Raw genomic sequence first — 19,280 nt, forward strand, 5'->3', positions numbered from 1 at the left:
TTCTGGTTACTTCAAGGCTGCTAATGGTTGCGGATCACTCACCAACACAACCGTTTCAATGCTTTTCCCTGCGTTCTCAATTGCTTTGATGTCAAACGTTTCCAGCAGTTGGCCAGCCTTCACCCGTTGTCCTTGCGTTACCTCTACTGAGAAAGGTGCGCCCTTTAGCTCTACGGTGTCAATACCAATATGAATAATGACCTCGCTGCCCGAATCGGACGTTAGTCCAATGGCGTGCCCAGTCTCTGCAACAGCCGTAACAGTGCCATCAAAAGGTGCGACCACAGTTCCCTCTGAGGGAATGATGAGTATTCCCCTGCCCAACGTTCCCTTTGCAAATGCTAGGTCTGAGCACTCGGAAAGTGGCTTCACTTTCCCGGTGACGGGTTGAATAAAGTCGACGCTATCCCCACTGGTGCTGCTCGTTGCGGATGGCTCCTTCTCGTCTTCAAAGTCGTCCTCGTCAAAGCCAATGAGCCACGTTGCGATGAAGGCAACTGCGAATGTCAGACCCATTCCAATTATTGCAAGGACGAAATTGCTCGAGCCTGCAGGATCAATAAACTGGGGAAGGCTAACTAGCGAGACGGTTACAAGCTCGAATACCTTGACCTGGGCGAGACCGCAGTACAGGCCGCCAACGGCGCATGCAATGAAGGTTGCGATGAGGGGCTTCTTCAGCTTGAGAGTCAGGCCAAACATGCAAGGTTCGGTAATTCCGGCGGTAGCAATAGGAAGCACTGCGCTGCCAGCGAACGACTTGAGGTCGCGGCTCTTTGCCTTGAGAAAGATGGCCAGGGAAACGCCCAGTTGAGAGAAGTTGATAACAGCGAAACCAACCCAGAGGAAGGGGTCGAAGCCCATCGTCTGCATGTTAGAAAGTGCCGTGGGCATAAACACCCAGTGGCTGCCGGTAAGGATGAATAGCGGCATAAGAAAACTAACCATGAATACGCCAAGGACATAGTAGTTTTGATAAAGAGAGAGCATGGCGTCAGCGATGACCTCGCCAATTATCGAGCCGAGGGGGCCTGTGACCAAGAGGGTGAGCGGTGCCATGATAAGGAAGATGGGAAGCTGAGAGAGGAGCAAACCCCAATTGCGCACCCTAGTGCTCAAGATTCCCTTCTCAACCAAGGACTGGACCCAAACCGTTATAAGCATGGGCAGCAAGCTCGCGCTATAGGAAATTGCGTGCACGGGTAGTCCGAATAGGCTGATGGCTCCTCCGTCTGAAACCATTTGGGAAAAGGTGGGATGCATGAGAATGCCAGCAAGTATCATTGCTATGACGGTGTTGCAGCCAAAGTGCACAGATGCACTGTATGCCACGAGAAACGGCAAAAAGTAGAAGAACGAATCACCCATCATATTTAGCAATATGTATGTCTGACTGTCGGTAGCAAGCCATCCGCAGAGTACTGCGATGGAGAGAAATGCTTTGAACAGTCCGGTGACTACGAGGCCGGAGAGAATCGGCGTAATTGTCGCAGAGATTGCATTCAAAATTTGGCCGCCCCAATACTTGAAGCCATGTCTCTCCTCGTGTGGCGTTGGGCTTGGGTATACCGTTTTCCCATCAAGCTGAGCAGTGACGGCCTTGTATATGCTGTCGATTGACTGGCCAACGATGACTTGATAAGTGCCTCCGGATCGCGCGATTCCAGCTACCTCGGGCAGTTTTTTCAGGCCGTCGTCATCCGCGAGAGAAGGGTCAACTAGTTTGAAACGCAAGCGCGTGAAGCAATGAGAGACTTCGCTGATGTTTCCAGGTCCGCCAACGCCTTCAATGATGCTCTGAGCTGCTTTTTCGTAACTGCTCATGGGTTAACCTTTCGTGAGGGCGCGGCAATACGTCGCAGCCATGTTTGTCCTAGGCTTCCAGTCGGCCCGCGGTGCTCGTACTGGTTGGACTTGATTATGGTTCATATGTGAGATTATTCGTGATTCATTTGATGAAGCACTTTTTTGGCTTGATTTATCACGGCGACTAGCATAAACACAAGCCGTCTTATTACCAGTTGTAGTCCCATCCGATGTGCTGCGAGCTTCAGGACTCTTCGGTAGTGCTGGCTGAAGTGTTTGGACTCTTTATCTCCTCGTATGCAAGCCGTTCGGGTTCGTGTGCATGTTAGGCGTAATTTTCCTGGACGGCCTCACGGGGCGTCATTTGGGTTGAGCCAAGATGGGAGAACCAAAGAGGTGAAGGTAGGAGGATGAAAGCAGGTCGAAGAAGTATGAAATCCCATACTTTCCGTAGATGCCCAACGCGTCCCGTCCCTCCTGGTCTTCGGAGAGACACAATACGTGGTCGTAGGCATCCCAATTCAAAAGTTCCAGGTTGGCTGTAATGAGTATCTTGCTCGCATTTGCTTGGCGTATAAGGTAATCAAAGCTGCGTGCAAATACGCCAGACGCCGAGACCACCACCAGCAAAGACGCACTCTGGATTGGTTTTCTGGTTAGCATGCTCTCATAGTCGCTGGTAACAACTTCGGTTAGCTTTCCGGCGAAGAACAACTCCTGCTGGAAGCGATTGAGGACACCGCTAGTATTACCGGCGCATGCCAAGGTGACATGCGCATGCTCATGAAGCTCCCGGGCCAATTCTTCAATTACATCGTCATTCACAGTTTGCTTCATCTGCATAAACATGCGCTGGATTCCCGAATCGAGCGCATTCCTATACGAGCTGAGGTCCTGCTCCAAATCACGGGCATTTAAGTCGCTTGGGAACAGCGCACTGGATATCCCGTCTTTGAGATCGGAGAAGCTGGTGAATCCCATGCGATTGCAGAATCGTCGTACTGCAGAGCGAGTTACGAAAGCGTTGTCCATTATCTCGGTGATTGAGATATGCTGGATATTTGCCAAACGCGGCATCAAGTAGAGAGCAATCGCATAGTCGCTATTATGTTGCCCGGAGTTGAGGACAAGGCAAAACGTATTTAACAAGCCGAAGCCGTTGACGTTCACCAGTCCTCCAGGTATTTGCTCTGCAAACAATGACAATCCCAGAGTAGGACATCCCCTGAACAGGTCAAGCGTCTGCGCGGCGAGCGGCGTCTCGTGAAATGAAATCCCGGTACCATGCCCAGCTTTTCTTTGGAATGCGGATGAGGTCGTGGTCAAAATCAACCCTGACTAGACCGTAGCGCTTCTTATACCCATTAACCCAGCTATAGAGATCCATAGCGCTCCAAATGTAGTAGCCACGTACATTCGACCCCTCGTTACGGGCTTCGGAAAGGCTCTTCAGGAAAGCGCCTATTATTTCGATGCGATCATCGTCCTCAACGTAGCCACTATCGTCTGGCGTTTCCAGGGAACCGTGCCCGTTTTCCGTGAGCACGATAGGATTCCCATAACGTTCCTTGATATCCATCAATGAGTCATGCATGATTCGGGGAAGTATCTCTCGACCCCACTGGTTATGAGGGACGGATGGGTCAACAAGCGTCTCATATAAGGGCGCAACGGCTTGCCCCTCCATCGTTGCTCCCCCTCCCACCGAGTCGACTTTCGCGCTCGTGGGAGAGTTGTTCCAGTCGGTCACATAGCGACGTGCATATACATTTAGGTTCAGGTAGTCGCCTTTCCCAGCTGCAAACGCTTCTGCCTCGTCGGGTACACGATAGAGAAACGTTCCCAGCTTCTCGAGCATCTCGTCGAGCTCCGGCGGAAGCCTGCCTTCCAGTGCCGGGCACAGTATCATGCGATTGTTGAAGAAGTCTGCTGCCGTATAGACCTCGGCGGGGTTATTCGTCCCAGTTGCCACTTCGATGAGACTGTCATTGTGTACCACACCAATGGCTCCGGGCAGATTCATCTCGTGGTAAATGGCCACTGCCTTAGCGCTCGCGAGCATCTCGTTATACTGCCATTGCAGGTAGCTATGGACATCAGCCTTGCGGCAGGGTGGGTACACCCCGGCGATATTGGCGTTGTAGCTGTAAAACTGTGGCTCGTCGAGAGTCGACCAGAGCCTTACGCGGTCACCGAATCTCTCGAAACATATGCGAGCGTAGTCCCCGAAGGCATCCGCAATGCTGGTGTTGCCCCATCCACCCTTCAGAGCGATTGGGTAGGGGAGGTCGTAGTGGAGGAGAACGACGTTTGGTTCGATATTGCGTTCGAGACAACCATCGATGACCCGATCATAGAACGACAGCCCCTCCTCGTTGGCTCGTCCCGTGCCGCCTGGCAAGATTCGGCTCCAGCTGAGTGAGAGACGAAGAGCATTCTGCCCTCCCTCGGCTATGAGATCGAGATCCTCCTCGAACCGATGATAAAAATCGCTTGCAACGCGAGCGTCCACACCGTTAACGTTCATCCAATCGATTGCGTTGAAATAGTCCCATTCGCTGAGCCCCTTTCCACCCTCATTCCACGCTCCCTCGCATTGATATGCAGCAATGGCTGATCCCCAGAGGAACGGCATCTCGTCAAAAGGTGATGGGACGGCGTGCATGGCAGTCTCGTTTCTGCTGAAGCGGTTATTTCTGATGAGTATATGAGTGCCTTCGCTGTGTCGGCGATTCGTTTGGTGAACCGTTTTGATGGGCGTGTTAACTGTGGCAACTGGGGTCTCGGCTTTTGAGTGGGCAGCCGTTTGCGCTCTTATGATGCGTGGCAAGCACGGGGGGAGAGAGTTGGCGTTTACGAGATGTCCTGGATCACAGGACACAACCGCCAGACAAGCCCAAGGTGCCCAAGTGTTGATGGCACTTCTCGCCCGGATCACAGTCCCTAGCAAGGCGCGTAAGACTCTAACGGGATTCTCATCTAGTCTCCCCTGTGGTATTGCGATGAGCATGAATTGCAATTTGTGCGTGATGCAGGAACTCAATGCGGTGATGGTGTCGAAGACCAAGGAGAGGCGTCAATGACCGGCGGCAGAATTACAAGACCAGAAGAAGAAACCTGCCTGGGGGAGCATTGCCAACGCCATCGGTGACGACGCCGTCGGTGGAAATGATGATTCGGCTGCCCTCATTTAATTGCGGTCCGTTGAAAAGGACGCGCCCCAATTAATCACTTGGGGCATGGTCGCCAATCGCGCCAGCCTCCAATGCGCTGACCAAGGCAAAATGGTCTATCAGGGAGGGTATCACCCCATGGCGGGTCACGCTGTACCCTGCGGCGTAGCTTGCCACGCGGATTGCGCGGTCAAGGTCATCCGCATGGAGAAGGGACGCCACGAGCGCGCTGGCAAACGCATCGCACGCACCAGCGTCGTCTATGGTGGGGAAAGCGAATGCCGGATAGCTCCGCTCCCCCTCGCGCGTGCAGAGGAAGCACCCGCTGCTCCCGCGAGTGACGATGACCGCCTTCGGACCCTGCTCCAGAAGCGCCCTCGCCTTCGCGGCAATCGTCCCATCGCCGGGGCATATGCGCTCAAGCTCGTGCTCGTTGGGGACCAGGTAGTCCACAAGCGCCAGCAGGCTAGTTGGGAGCTCGTCGCAAGAGGACGGCTTGAGGACCGTCTGCGCGCCCATCTCATGGGCGACCCGGCAGGCCTCGGCCGCTGTATCCAAGGGTATCTCGGTCTGCACAAGGCAGAATCGGGTGCCCTCGAACAGCGAGGACCTGTCACGGATGTCCTTTGGGGCAAGCAGCGCGTTGGCACCTGCGACAAGCGAGATCATCGTATTGCCGCTCGAGTCGGCAAAGATCAGTGCTTTGCCGGTTTCCGCATCCTCAACACGATGCACCCCGGAGCTCTCGATGCCCCAACCGTCAAACTCCCGGAAGAGGACGTCGGCTTCGTAGTCCGAGCCGACGTTTCCCACCACCGCGGTGCGATATCCCAGCTTGGCCACGCCAACTGCCGTGTTCGCCGCCTTTCCGCCGGCGTATTGCTGCGTGGCGAGCGTGCTGACGGTTGCCCCCACGTGGGGGAGGGACGGGACGAGCATGTAGGTGTCAGAGTTGAGGCTGCCCACCACGACGACCTTGTCGGCCCTGCGGATTGGGGGAGAGGCAACGGTGGTCGTGTTCTCCAATTCGTATCGCGGTGAGAACGCCACCTGGCCTTTGCCGCCCTCGATTTGGGAGACGAGCCTTTTGCACAGAAATACCCCAAAGTCCGAGTTCCGGACGAGATACGTCGAGATCTGGACGCCCCACATGACGTCGTTGGCGTCCTGGTCCTCGTTGTGGAGAGAGACGAGGGAGACATCGATGGGGATGTGGTAGTGGAGCTTGCCCATGAGCTGGGAGAAGCGAATCGCATCGCGAAAATGCGACGAGACCACGCCCGTCACCCTGCCGTCTGCAATCGCCCTGGCAACCCTCTGGTCAACGTCCTCAAAGACAAGGTCTCCCATGTAGGGGAGGCTGTTGTCCTCGAGGCAGGCCTTGTATCCAGCAAGGAACTCCTTCGCGCGGCGAGTCTTGGAGAGGAGGCAGCCGATGCCCGTGTGGCCGCGCGACACGAGCTCGCCGGTCATCTGGTATGCGATCTCGTAGTATGGCTGGACCAGGGTACCGTCTCCGCCATTGACGCCAATGAGCAGATGCGGAATCCCCGATTTGCTGAGCTTGGCCTTGAGCTGCTGGCTGGTCTCGGCGACGGGCTCCCAGATGATGCCTGCGCAGCCGCTGGAGAGTATGGTCTTGAGGTTGTGCGCCTCCGTCTGGGAGTTGGAGTAGCTGTCAAGCACCAGCGGGGTGTAGCCCTCGCGCTGAGCCGTACGGATGATCCCGTCGAGCATGGAGTCGTACGATACCGGCTCCCGCAGTATCACGGCAAGGGTCCTCTTGGCGCTCTGCTTGGAGATGATCGACGAGTAGGGGACGTAGTGGTATTTCTCCACTATCGCATTGACCTTCTCGCGGGTCTCGCTGCTGATGCTCGCATCCTTGTGATTGACGACCTTCGAGACCGTTGCGGGCGACACTCCAGCCAGCCGGGCAATATCCTTGATATCCACTGTTCGGCCCCCCTCTCGGGACGTGCATATACATACGCCTGTCACAGACGTGACGGCTATCCGACGAATAGATACCGCTGGCGGGATGGTGCGGGAGCTTCTTGCCGCCGCAATATTAACATCGCCTCAACGTAAGGGAAATCATTTTACGAAAGTATTTTCCTAATCCACTATGGGAGGAGTCGACCATGAGGGCATGGGAATACGAGCGACACACGCGTGACATCCAGATTCCGCGCCGGCTGCCCAGCGATGACGAGGCCCTCTGGGAGAACCAGGCGGAGAACGTGGACAAGCCACTTAACGATGCGGTCAAGATCTACTGGGGTTCCGAGACGCCAGGCTCTCTCGCCCGCGAGGTGCTTGCGGTGGCAGCCATTCAGGCGACGGAGAACCAGGGAAGAGTCGTGCCGGATGCCGACAAGCTCCTCATGGATGGCTTCACGGCGATGTCGAGTGATGACATTGTGGAGGTCCACCGGGCAACTCATGCGCTCTTTGAGGCCTGTCACAACGCCCAAATCGACGAGAGCTCCGATTACTGGAACTACAAGCTCTACGAGAGCTACGAGGAGTATGCCTCCGCGGTCGACTTCCCGGACGCCGTGCCGGTCGACATGGGCGACGACCTCTTCGACCGCGTCCATGCCGGATGGATGGCCCAAGTCATCGGAGGGGCGTACGGCACGTGCCTCGAGGGCTACACCACCGATGGCATCATGAAGGCCTATGGGCTGGTGGACAAGTACGTCCGCAAGCCCAACACGTACAACGACGACGTGACCTACGAGCTGGCGCTTCTGGTTGCGTACGAGAACAACGGCGCCAACACCACCAGCCATGACATCGCGTACGAATGGATGAGCCGCATCGGCTTTGGCTGGTCTGCCGAGGACATGGCCCTGAGGAACCTGCGCTGCGGCATCATGCCGCCAGAGAGCGGGAGGTTCAACAACCCCTTCTGCGAGTGGATCGGCGCCCAGATGAGGGGTGTCATCTGCGGCCAGATTTGGCCGGGCAACCCGAGAAAGGCTGCCGAGGCAGCGTTCCACGATGCCGAGATCTCGCACTGGCACAACGGCATTCTTGGCGAGGTCTTCAACGCGGTGCTATGCTCCATGGCGTTTTACGAGTCCGATATGCGCGTCCTCGTGCGCAAGGCCGCAGAGCTCATTCCGGCTGACAGCCAGTACAGAAGCGTGCTGGACTTTGCCCTCGGGCAGTGCGAGAAGCATGACAACTGGCTCGACGCCTGGCGCCCCTGCGAGAAGCGACTCGAGCGCTACAACTGGGTCCACGCCTATCCCAACGCGGCAATCGAGGTCATCGCCCTCTGGTTTGGCGGAGACGACTTCACCCACATGCTCGAGATCTGCGGGGGCTGCGGGCAGGACGTGGACTGCGTGGCGGCACAGGTGATGACCGTATGGGCTACCGCGCGCGGCTATGAGGCAATCCCCGAGCGCTGGATCGAGCCGCTGGGCGATCGCCTCGACACCTACATGCGCGGCATGAAGGTCTTGAGTGTACGCCAGGTCTCACAGCGAACTTGCGATGTGGCAAGACGGCTTTGTTGCTCTTCCCGATAACTCTTTTGGCAATGACCCGGCTTGCGAGCTGGGTGGACATCGCAATGAAAAGGGAGAGAGGATGGCAAGGATGAGCGGAAACATGAACAGGCGTCAGTTTCTCGCAACGAGTGGGATTGCGCTTGCAGGCCTTGGATTAAGCGCCTGCGGAGGAAGTTCGACCAGTGGCAACAGCTCTTCTGATTCCGGCTCCTCTAGCGACAAGAAGCGCATCGTCTACGTCATTAACGGCACTCTCGGCGACAAGTCGTTCTTCGACTCCGGTCACGAAGGCATGGAGAAGATCGCGGACCAGTACGGTGATCAGTACGAGACCGACACCCGAGAGATGGGCTATGACACTTCCGTCTGGGAGTCCACCGCGCTCGACATCGCGTCAGAGGGCTGGGACATCATGATCATGGGTACCTTCGACATGGTCGAGTATGCGGACGAGATTGCCACCCAGTATCCCGATACCAAGATTTGGTTCTTCGACGAATCCTGGGATTTCAATACCTATCCCCATGACAACATCTATGGCATGCTCTTCGCCCAGAACCAGGGCTCTTATCTTGTTGGCATGGCGGCCGCATACGCCACAAAGACCAAGAAGGTTGCCTTCATGGGCGGCATGCAGAATAAAGTTCTGCAAGACTTCTTTGTTGGATATAAGCAGGGCGTTGCAGCGGTCGATCCCTCCGTCGAGGTCGTCGACGACTGGACTCAGAGTTTTAGCGACTCCACGATTGGCCACGACCATGCGCGTGCCCTCTATCAGCAGGGCTACGACATCGTCTTTTCCTGCTGCAGCAGCTGCGGCTTGGGTGCCTTTGATGCTGCGGTCGAGATGGGCGATGGGTACTATGTCATCGGCGTTGACGGAAACCAAGGCGAGTACTGGGCGTCCCAGGGCGACACCGCCAAGGCGGCGCATACGTTGACGTCCATGCAAAAGAACGTAAACAACACGTTCCTCGACGCGGCCGGCGAGGAGCTCAAGGGAACGCTGCCGTATGGCACCGTCGTGACATACGGACTGGACAAGGGCGGCGTCAGCTACTCGGTCACGGATACAACCAAGGAAGTCCTCACCGAGGAGCAGCTCGCCGCCATCGACCAGGCGCAGCAGGACATCATTGACGGGAAGATTCAAGTCGACACAACCTTCTAGCCTTGAATTGCCACCCCATCCCCGCCGTCTCTCCCAGGCGGGACGGGGTGGCGCCTTTCGGATACCGATGCCAAATGGAGGAGGTAGACCACATTGTCCGATGATGACTTCCTCAAGTTGGAACACATTACCAAGGTGTACGACAACGGAATAATGGCTAACGACGACGTGAACTTCTCGACCCGAAAGGGCGAGATTCACGCCATATGCGGCGAGAATGGTGCCGGAAAGTCCACGCTCATGAAGCAACTTTACGGCGTCGAACAGCCCAACGAGGGGCGCATCATCATTAAAGGGCAAGAGGTGAAGCTCACCTCTCCGCAGGTAGCTATTGCCAACGGCATCGGCATGGTCTTCCAGCACTTCATGCTCGTCCCCTCCCTGAGCGTCGCCGAGAACATCACGCTTGGGATAGAGCCCACAACCGGCCTTAAGTTCGACACGAAGAAGGCCGCGGAGATAACCAAGAGCGTCAGCGACAAATACGGCTTCGACATCGATCCCGCTGCAAGGATTCGCGACCTCACCGTTGGTGTGAAGCAGAAGGTCGAGATCCTGAAGGCGCTCGTCAGGGGTGCCGAGATACTCATCCTCGACGAGCCCACGGCCGTTCTCACGCCACAGGAGACCTCCGAGCTCTTCGTCCAGCTAAGGGCGCTTCGCGAGGCGGGCCACACGATCATCTTCATCTCGCACAAACTTGGCGAGGTCAAATCGCTCTGCGACCGAGTTACCGTCATTCGCCGAGGCCACACGGTTGGGACCTACAACGTGAAGGACGTGAGCGAGTCGGACATTTCCCGACTCATGGTTGGCGTGAACGTGGAGTCCAAGGTGCCCAAGGGGAAGGCAAACCCTGGTCCGGCCTATCTCGTCGCGAAGGACCTCGAACTCTTCGACCTTAACGGCAAGAGGGTCGTGAACGACATCTCCTTCACCGTCCGCTCGGGCGAGATCGTGGGAATAGCGGGCGTGGAGGGGAACGGGCAGGAACCTCTGGTAAATGCCATCACCGGCTTTTCGGGTGGCGGGTCGGGCACGCTCTCTATGGGCGGCTTTGACATTCGCAGCATGAGCATTCACGAGCTGCGCGAGAAGGGCTTGGCCTACATTCCCGAGGACCGCATGAGCACAGGGGCTTCCGGCACCCTCTCTATTTGCGAGAACATGATTGCGGACAAGGTCGACTGGAAGCGATACAACAAAGGCCTTCTCCTCAACCAGCCCGTCATAAAGGAAGACACGGACAAGTGGATTAAGGACTACGACGTCCTTTGCGATGGCGGCAACCAGAAGGTTGGGATGCTCTCCGGAGGCAACATCCAGAAGGTGCTTGTCGCACGCGAGCTAACCGGACTTGCCAAACTCATCGTGTGCGATCAGCCCACGCGCGGGATCGACGTGGGGGCCACGGACTCCATTCGCCGCAGGCTCGTCAACATGCGGGACTCCGGCAGCGCAATCCTTCTCATCAGCGCGGACCTGGGCGAGATCCTGAACCTCTCCGATCGCCTGATTGTTCTCTTTGAAGGCGAGATAGTCGCGTACTTCCCAGACGTGAGCAAGGTCACCGAGGAGGAGCTCGGTTACTACATGCTTGGGGTTAAGAGGATGTCGGCAGGGCAGATAGAAGGTGCTTACAGTGTCCAATAAATCAAGCAAAGGCATTGCCGAGCGACTTCGCAGCATAAGCGTTCAGACCCGTCACGAGATCCTGCGCATGGCAGTGGCGATTGCCATCGGGCTGGGCATAGCCGTCGTGCTCATCGTCCTCACGGCGAAGGATCCCGAAAGCGCACTCACGTACTTCGTAGGCGCACCCTTCATGAGCCTCTCCTACTTCTCGCATATGATTGAGGTGATAATCCCGCTTCTCATGAGTGGAGCGGCGGTATGCATCATGTTCTCCGCCAACCAGTTCAACCTGGGGCTCGAGGGAACTATCTACCTGGGCGGGCTTGTCGCAGCGCTTTCGGGCATCTACCTCGTGCCCAACCTGCCTGTGCTCGGCCCTATCTTCTCGATCCTTCTGGGCGGGCTTGTCGGCTTCTTCATCATTGCGATTCCCGCGCTCTTGCAGTACAAGTTTAAGGCGAACATCGTCGTCTCCACGCTGATGATGAACTACATCTGCCTTTACGTGGGACTGTACTTCCTGTTCGACGTGTTCAAGGACCCGGCTTCGAGCCAGCACACGTACCCGATAGGGAGCGATGCGGGACTCGCCGTCCTTATCCCCGGCACGAAGATCCATGCGGGGCTCTTCTTGGCGGTCGCGGTTGTCATCTTTGCGTACGTCCTTCTGTATAAGACCAAGCTAGGGCTCTCCATAAGGACTGTTGGACAGAATCCAAAATTTGCCAAGTATGTTGGCCTCAGCGTTTCTGGGCTCGCGCTCGTCTCGCAATTCATCGGCGGCGTCATCGGGGGAATGACCGGTGCCGTGCAGATGCTCGGCCTCTACCAGCGCTTTGAGTGGACGTCGCTCACCGGCTACGGCTGGGATGGTGTCACCATGGCAATCTTTGCCCATAACAACCCAAAGTACCTGCCCTTTGCTGCGATCTTCCTCGCGTACTTCAGGACGGGCGCATGGGTCATGTCGTTCAAGGCGGGGGTGCAGATCGACCTGGTCTCTGTTTTCGAGGGCGTGATGGTGCTCTTCATCATGGCCGAGAAGTTCCTGTCGGGTACGTATCGCAAGATGATCTTCGCGGATGCCGACCGCAAGCGCAAAGAGCGCAACGCCGCAAAGGGAGGCGAGGCCGCATGAGTGACTTTGCTGCAACCTTGGGGGGCATCTTCTCCAACCCCAACTTCTACTTCACGGTGCTGAGCACGACCGTTCCCATCCTGCTTGCCACCTTGGGCTGCGCGATTGCCGAGAACGCAGGAAGCACGAATATGGCCGAGGAGGGAATCATGATCCTCGCCGCCTTCTTCGGGGTGATTGGGGCAGCCTACACCGGAAGCGTATGGATTGGCCTGCTGGTCGCCGTCGTGGTGGGTGCCGTCATGGGGCTCATGATTGCCTACTTTGCGCTCTATCTCAAAGTGGACATCATCCTAGTCGGCATCGCCGTAAACCTCATTGGCTCTGGCCTCTCCGCGTTCCTCATGTACGTGATCACTGGCGATCGCTCGGCGACCACGTCCCTGCATAGCGGAACGCTTCCCACAATCTCCATCCCGGGGCTTTCCGACATTCCCTTCATCGGGACGATCATCTCCAACCAGAGCGTCCTCGCGTGGATTGCCTACCTGGCCATTCCCGTGATGTCGTTCCTGCTCTACAAGACCAAGCTCGGCCTGCGCATTCGCAGCGTTGGCGAGAACCCCGATGCAGCGTCCTCCGTTGGTGTAAGCGTCAACAGGACCAAGATGGCTGCCCTTGTGATTTCTGGCATTCTCGGTGGCCTTGCCGGCGCATACCTCTCAATGTCGTATCTTCCGTACTTCTCCAAGGGCATGTCCGGCGGCCGAGGCTACATCGCGCTGGCGGCGACGGCGATGGCAAACAACACCCCGGTTGGCTCGTTTGGAACGTCGCTCCTCTTTGGGTTCTTCTATGCGCTGTCCACGTACTCCAGCACGCTCGGCATCCCGGACCAGCTGGTCACGACCCTGCCGTACGTGGCGACGCTCGTGGGGCTCGTGATCTTTGCCATCAACGTGCAGCGCAAGGAAAGGAAGATGCTCCACGAGTCTGGCGGGGGCCATAGCTCGAAAGCGCAGCAGGTGGCCGATGCTTCAGAGGCGTAGTGCGATATAGCGCAAGAACGACAATAGCTCGATACCTATATGAAAAGGACTCGGTCATGTCAAAGAAGAAGGTCATTCTGGATTGCGATCCTGGGCACGATGACGCATTTGCAATCATGCTCTCGGTGCAGAATCTCGATGTTCTCGGGATTACATGTGTAGGTGGCAATACTCCATTGCCGAACGTTACGCGGAACGCTCTTACAGTTCTTGAAGCTATTAGGCACGCTGACGAAGTTCCCGTCTTTTCCGGGTGCAGCCATCCAATGGTTGCCGATCTTGTAACAGCCCCCATGTTTCATGGTAAGAGTGGTCTGGATGGACACCACCGACCTGAGCCAGTGCATCAAGCGCAGAAAAAGCATGCAGTCGATTTCATCGCAGAGACCGTAATGACGACTGATGACGTTACGATTTTGGCGACTGGACCGCTTACGAACGTTGCAGAGGCCCTTAACCGTGAGCCACGGATGGTCGAGAGAGTCAGAGAGATTTGCATCATGGGTGGGTCAGTTACATTTGGAAACTGGACCCCTGCTGCGGAATTCAACATCTTCGTGGATCCGGAGGCTGCTGCGCGCGTGTTTAACAGCGGGATTCACGTCAAGATGTGCGGACTCAATCTGACTCGCCAGTCTGGCTTTACCGATGAAACCGTGAGACGGTTCCGCGGGATGGGGACTGAGGTAGGCGAGTTTGCTGCAGATTTGACTGAGTTCTTCATGCAGGCTGGAAGAAAAATCGACGATCCAACGGTTGCGTGTATGCATGATGCTTGCGCTGCCGCGTGGGTGATAGACCCCTCGCTTATTACGAGCGCCCCCATGCACATAGACGTAGAGCTCTCTGGTAGGTTTACTAGAGGGATGACGGTTTGCGACTACCGGCATCTATGTGGCCCGAATCCCATCTACGACGTAGCCAGAGAGCCACAGATCGGTTTCAAGGGTGCAGAGCCAAATGCCGAGGCGGCACTTGAACTTGACTACGATAGGTACATGCAGCTAATTTACAGCACGCTGCGTAGCTATGGCTAATCCACGTTGCTCTGAACAAACTAACCCATCTCACAAAGCGGGGCTCTGAAACATGAGAATCCTCAACTTTGGTTCACTGAACATCGACTATGTGTATGACGTCGATCACTTTGTGCGAGCGGGGGAGACCCTGGCCTCTCGTGCGCTTCATCGGTATCCCGGTGGCAAGGGCCTCAATCAGTCAATAGCCCTTGCGAGGGCGGGAGTCTCTGTCACCCATGCGGGGAAGGTGGGGCCAGACGGAGAATTCCTCGTCGGTCTGCTCGCCAAAAATGGGGTCGATACGAGTCTTATTGCCATAAGCGATGACGAGCGTACTGGCAACGCGATTATCCAGCGCGATCCCGCCGGCAACAACTGCATTCTTTTATATGGTGGTACCAACAAGACAATCGATGACGAATTGAGCGAGAGCGTTTTTTCCCGTGCTGGAAAGTGTGATTGGCTTCTTCTGCAAAACGAGATAAGCAATCTTGAGCATATCGTTGCTCTCGGTAAGCAGTACGGGATGCAGATTGCCCTTAATCCATCGCCGGCAGGCGGAATCCAAGATTCCCTCAATCTAGATTTGATTGATTTCCTAATTCTCAATGAAACCGAAGCATCTGTCTTTACCGGACTGCCTGTGAACGCTAGCCAAAAGGATTTGGCGTGGGGACTCATCGAAAAGTTTCCAAAGACGAAAATCATACTAACATTGGGTACGCAAGGTTCTGTGTATTTGGAGGCCGGCACTGAGCCAGTGTTTCAGAAAGCATATTCAGTGGATGCCGTTGATACTACGGCTGCTGGAGACACATATACTGGCTTTTTGCTGGCTGGTATTATTGCTGGGGATGGGATTCGGACATCGATGATGCGTGCCGCTGCCGCTTCGGCAATTGCGGTTACGCGTCCTGGAGCAGCGGTTTCGATTCCAAAGAAGAGTGAGGTAGAGGAATTTTTTCAGTCTGTGAATTGAGGACTGCCTCACATTATTGCCGCGTGTAGGCCAGGAGGTAATTGCTAACATGGCCCCCAAGCTCGCGCATAAGCGCAGCTTATCTGTGTCGCGCCCTCGTCGCACAATCGGTGCCACGGGAAGGCTTCACGGAAGGGGGCGGTGCGGCATGGCGAGCCTGAGCGCGAGGATGGTCGAGGCCGCGGACGGCGGGGACGGGGACCTCCTGTCCTGGGTCGCGAGGTACGGGGACGAGGGGTCGTGCGAGGAGGCGCTCATGCGCCTGCGCTTCCCTGGCGGCTGGGCGTGCCCGAGGTGCGGCAACCGCAGGTGCAGCCCTGTGGCGGGCAGACCGAGGAAGCGTCAGTGCACGCGCTGCAGGCTGCAGTTCTCCGTGACCTCCGGGACCCCGATGCAGGGGTTGCGGCTGCCGCTGCCGACGTAGTTCCTGGCGTTCCGGCTCGTCGCCGGCTCGAAGAGGGGCGTCTAGGCGGCCGAGCTCGCGCGCGCCCTGGGGACGAGCGAGACCACCGCGCGCTACGTGGTGCTCAGGCTCCGCGGCGCGATGTCGGCCGGATTGGGGCGCCTTTGGCCGGGTCTCGGGCGAGGTCGAGGTCGGCGACTCCTTCGTGGGCGCCGCCACCGCGGGGACGGTGGGCAGGGGACCACCAGGCAGGCGCCGGTCTGCGTCGTGTCGCGCGGCTGACGGTCGGGCCCGGGCATGTGCGCGGTGAGGGCCGTCCCCGACGCCGTGGGAGGGGCCTACTCGCGCCTCGCCGAGGAGCACGTGAGCTGGTTCCACAACACGAGCACGGCCGTACCGGTTCGGATGAACCTGGCTACCGGGCCACTATACGGCTGTTATTGAGAGCAAAGGCTGGTACGTTACCCTCGCGGGCTAGTTCCATTGATACGTGTTGCATCCTTGCCGTTGACCTCATTGACATGCCCTGCTCGTAGAGTCGCATCACCAGGCTTCGCCGTATCTTTCATGTAATGCTCTGCTACGTTCCTCTTGGGTGCTTGACGATTCCGATGCTACGGGCAGGAGACGTGATACGGGCGCTACAAATAGTGCGAAACAGGCGGCTGCGAAGGTGATGTGCAAGCTGTGAAGCGAGTGCTACTTAGGGTGCGTAATGCTCAAGGTGCCAACTTGACTGTGGCTTGTTGTCCCGTCTGGCATAGCGGCGTCGTGTTGGCAGGAATATATGGGACTACGGTTTTATCGAGATGTTCCAAGTACAAACTGGTTTGAATGTTGATAAATCTCTGGTCAGAGAATTACTACTGATAGCATGGTATATAGGGGATTGTACGAAAACAGCTTACAACGGGAACTCTGTCTTTAAGATGGGGGCGCTAGCACGAAAGGCATTTGAATAGCATCCGCAGCCTTGCGAGCAATGCCAATCGCTAGCCCGCGGGAGTTTCGAGGCTGGCATTATTCCCAAGTTGCCAAAGTGCAAAGGCCCCTATGGTATATCCGTCATTGATGTCACCGGTGCCAATGAGATGGGCAAGCTCTGTGGCATCAATCTCGATAACTTCTGCGATACCCTCTTGGCGTGTCTCGCAGAAGGATTCGATGCATACCGAATACACCTCTGTTACACGTGACGTAAGACCTGAATCAGGAGCAATCTTCCCAATAAAATGCGGCTCTTTGGAGGGAACGGCGTGGAGCTCTTCAGATAGCTCACGGAGTACGTTCTTGCGCCCGTCTGCTCCGGGTTCGGCAAAACCACGCGGAAAGCTGAGCTGATAGCTTCTCAACGCATGACGATACTGTTTGAGCAATACGAACTTTCCCTTATGAATAGTTGCTATGACAACACCATTGCCTGCCGTGGGGAGCATGCGCTCATATGGGAAGAATGCCCGCGACGTCCCATCCCCGGAATCAGGAGAAACGATTGGATCTGACAAGAGAGTGTTGAACGGGCTCTCATAGATGAGGCCAAACTCCTCGAGGGTGATTTCTTCTTGGCGGATTATTTTTTCTATGACCTTGGGATTTCCTACATTGGCGATAGGATAGATATCCGATTCAGAGAAATCGGAGCTCTTTGAACGCGCCATTGCGAGATAGCGGCTGAGGGCGCTTGGCACGATATAGCGTATGGGAGCAGTCCTGGCCGGAGACTCCCTAAAACTCGATCGCGGATTCGAGGGTCTGGTGCGCATTTGCCATCCAAGCGTCTGGATGGCATCTCTGAGAAGCCCAAATATCTTCCCTAGCGCCTCCGAAAGTGAAGGGAACCCGCTGTAGACCTTCTGAATCAATACGGAAACCCCCTCCGACAGAAGCAGGAAAAGGATGGTCTCGATGGCCCTAAATACTGGGGTCGCAACGTTGAGCTGAAGGTCCAGCGCATCCTGAAGCCAACCGGACGCAAACTCGAGTAGAACGGTGATCAGCAGGCACGCAACGGATACTGCGATGCTCCTTCCGATGAAGGAGAGGATCTTTCTCTTCTGTGTAAGCTCCTGGCGCTCGATGTCCTCTGCATAGCATGGGACATACTGCAACGTCGGCGTGTCGGTGGCTCTGCTGTCCTCATAGCTGCAAAGCCTAACGGCTTTGGAGAAATCAGGAATCAGATCCACTTTCCCGAATCGCTCATAACGATTGGTCTCACAAGACGGGAATCTATTCTCGACGTCTCTGCCAGCGTCCCAGTAGTCATCTAACTGTCTGAAGAAATCGACTTTGAAGCTGTCTCCTCGTGCGGTGCCGCCGGGGCGCAGCTCCTCGACGTCGTAGCGCTTCGATGTGTTGCAGATGCTAATCTCACAGGCGTAATTGAAGCAGAGATCAACGATTGCCTCTGCGTACTTGCATTCCAGACAATTGGCTTGCTCCTTTTTCGCTTCCTCGCGCAGCTGCTGCAGGTAGACGGAGCGGTTGTTCTGTGTGGGCTGGCTCTCGTGTATCTCTCTGAGCAGGGACGTTGCCCCTTTCCACAGAGAGTCGCTCTGACGTCTAAATGACAGTACCTTGGCAAGTATGTCCGAAAGTCGAAGCCCCACTAGCTCTTCCTGTGCGCGGGGAGGGACAAAGCTGCCGTGTAGCGTGCTAAGTCTGAGCACTGTCTCGATAAGGCTGGAGAGACTGTCAAGAATGGCATGCATCTCTGGGAGGGTGAGCGGGCTGGGAGATGCTTTCTGTCCCTCTACTTCGACGAAGAGGTCACGGATGTCGGTCTCGGTCCTTGTCGCCCCGGGTTTTCCGGCATGACGGTACTCGTCGATTTCAGAAAGGTCGGAATAGGTGAGGCCCCTTCGAATAAGGGCAAGCAGCCTCCGCTGAGAGGACTTAACTGGAAGAGCCGAGTAGATGAAGTGCTTATCTGGAGCGATGGATTCGAGTAGATACTGGGATATGGTTCGAATGTTCCCATACTGGGCAAGACGGATGTGACCTTGCTCGAAAAGCGTAACGAAGCTTTCGAAATAGTCGGGATGTCCGTCGTTGGAGTGGGATGTGGAATCATGAGCTAAGAGGCTGAAGAACGCGCGAGAATCTACGAGCTGGTTGTAAGTCAGAACAACCGTATTTCCGAGGTGCACTATCTCCTCATAAAGCCTCTTTTGGCCCGCGATGATTTCCTCGTCAGTTTTACGTACAGAGTCAAGTTCGAAGAGATATACCATCTTTGATTGAGGGAGCGCGGTGTGCGATGACGGCATAGTATCGTTCCTTCGCAATAATTGTGCAGCCAAATAACGACAGCTTGCGGGGCAATCGGATTGTCCGCAGGGGGGCTTCCAAACAAGTCACCGCGGGTTTCCCAGCTGGTAATTACACTTTACTACAGCCCAACAGCAAAGAGATTTCCTTGAAGGTGGTTGGGGCGACCA

At 56.2% G+C, this 19,280-nt stretch carries 13 protein-coding genes; 8 read left to right on the forward strand and 5 right to left on the reverse strand.

Translation table 11 applies throughout. The annotated features are described in order from the left end of the window. Positions 1 to 6 precede the first annotated feature (6 nt). The 4 genes from AUL39_RS08355 to AUL39_RS08370 form a co-directional block, all read right to left on the reverse strand. Positions 7 to 1,824, reverse strand: a complete 1,818-nt coding sequence (locus AUL39_RS08355; protein ID WP_070807596.1) for a glucose PTS transporter subunit IIA — start codon at positions 1,822 to 1,824, stop codon at positions 7 to 9. A 342-nt stretch (positions 1,825 to 2,166) separates the two neighbouring features. Then, positions 2,167 to 2,976 (reverse strand): MurR/RpiR family transcriptional regulator, encoded by an 810-nt coding sequence (locus AUL39_RS08360; protein ID WP_059055223.1) that lies wholly within the window; start codon positions 2,974 to 2,976, stop codon positions 2,167 to 2,169. A 64-nt stretch (positions 2,977 to 3,040) separates the two neighbouring features. Next, on the reverse strand, positions 3,041 to 4,636 hold the full coding sequence (locus AUL39_RS08365; RefSeq protein ID WP_235810809.1) for a glycoside hydrolase family 1 protein: 1,596 nt from the start codon (positions 4,634 to 4,636) through the stop codon (positions 3,041 to 3,043). A 394-nt stretch (positions 4,637 to 5,030) separates the two neighbouring features. Further along, positions 5,031 to 6,935 carry a PfkB family carbohydrate kinase gene (locus AUL39_RS08370; protein WP_059055227.1) on the reverse strand — a complete coding sequence of 635 codons (1,905 nt, stop codon included), beginning with the start codon at positions 6,933 to 6,935 and terminating at the stop codon, positions 5,031 to 5,033. A 188-nt stretch (positions 6,936 to 7,123) separates the two neighbouring features. Here AUL39_RS08370 and AUL39_RS08375 point away from each other — a divergent pair, with 188 nt between their 5' ends. From AUL39_RS08375 to AUL39_RS08410, 8 genes are all read left to right on the forward strand, one after another. Further along, positions 7,124 to 8,524 carry an ADP-ribosylglycohydrolase family protein gene (locus AUL39_RS08375; protein WP_059055229.1) on the forward strand — a complete coding sequence of 467 codons (1,401 nt, stop codon included), beginning with the start codon at positions 7,124 to 7,126 and terminating at the stop codon, positions 8,522 to 8,524. A gap of 61 nt (positions 8,525 to 8,585) precedes the next feature. Next, on the forward strand, positions 8,586 to 9,677 hold the full coding sequence (locus tag AUL39_RS08380) for a substrate-binding domain-containing protein (protein ID WP_059055231.1): 1,092 nt from the start codon (positions 8,586 to 8,588) through the stop codon (positions 9,675 to 9,677). 93 nt (positions 9,678 to 9,770) lie between these two features. Then, positions 9,771 to 11,330 (forward strand): ABC transporter ATP-binding protein, encoded by a 1,560-nt coding sequence (locus tag AUL39_RS08385; protein WP_201783940.1) that lies wholly within the window; start codon positions 9,771 to 9,773, stop codon positions 11,328 to 11,330. Beyond that, positions 11,320 to 12,450 (forward strand): ABC transporter permease, encoded by a 1,131-nt coding sequence (locus AUL39_RS08390; protein WP_059055234.1) that lies wholly within the window; start codon positions 11,320 to 11,322, stop codon positions 12,448 to 12,450. Before AUL39_RS08385 ends, AUL39_RS08390 begins: the two co-directional genes overlap by 11 nt. After that, positions 12,447 to 13,439, forward strand: a complete 993-nt coding sequence (locus tag AUL39_RS08395) for an ABC transporter permease (RefSeq protein WP_059055235.1) — start codon at positions 12,447 to 12,449, stop codon at positions 13,437 to 13,439. The genes AUL39_RS08390 and AUL39_RS08395 overlap by 4 nt, the downstream gene beginning before the upstream one ends. A gap of 56 nt (positions 13,440 to 13,495) precedes the next feature. After that, positions 13,496 to 14,476 carry a nucleoside hydrolase gene (locus tag AUL39_RS08400; RefSeq protein WP_059055237.1) on the forward strand — a complete coding sequence of 327 codons (981 nt, stop codon included), beginning with the start codon at positions 13,496 to 13,498 and terminating at the stop codon, positions 14,474 to 14,476. Between the two features lie 52 nt (positions 14,477 to 14,528). Next, the gene (locus tag AUL39_RS08405; protein WP_059055240.1) at positions 14,529 to 15,437 is read left to right on the forward strand and encodes a ribokinase; all 909 of its coding nucleotides are present in this window, start codon (positions 14,529 to 14,531) and stop codon (positions 15,435 to 15,437) included. A gap of 148 nt (positions 15,438 to 15,585) precedes the next feature. Continuing rightward, positions 15,586 to 15,861, forward strand: a complete 276-nt coding sequence (locus AUL39_RS08410; RefSeq protein WP_059055242.1) for a transposase — start codon at positions 15,586 to 15,588, stop codon at positions 15,859 to 15,861. Between the two features lie 971 nt (positions 15,862 to 16,832). Here AUL39_RS08410 and AUL39_RS08415 read toward each other — a convergent pair. Further along, a complete protein-coding gene (locus tag AUL39_RS08415; protein WP_160327060.1) occupies positions 16,833 to 19,073 on the reverse strand; it encodes an NUDIX hydrolase in 2,241 nt (746 codons plus the stop codon). Positions 19,074 to 19,280: the final 207 nt, after the last annotated feature.

The sequence above is a fragment of the Tractidigestivibacter scatoligenes genome (genome assembly GCF_001494635.1).
Lineage (GTDB): Bacteria > Actinomycetota > Coriobacteriia > Coriobacteriales > Atopobiaceae > Tractidigestivibacter > Tractidigestivibacter scatoligenes.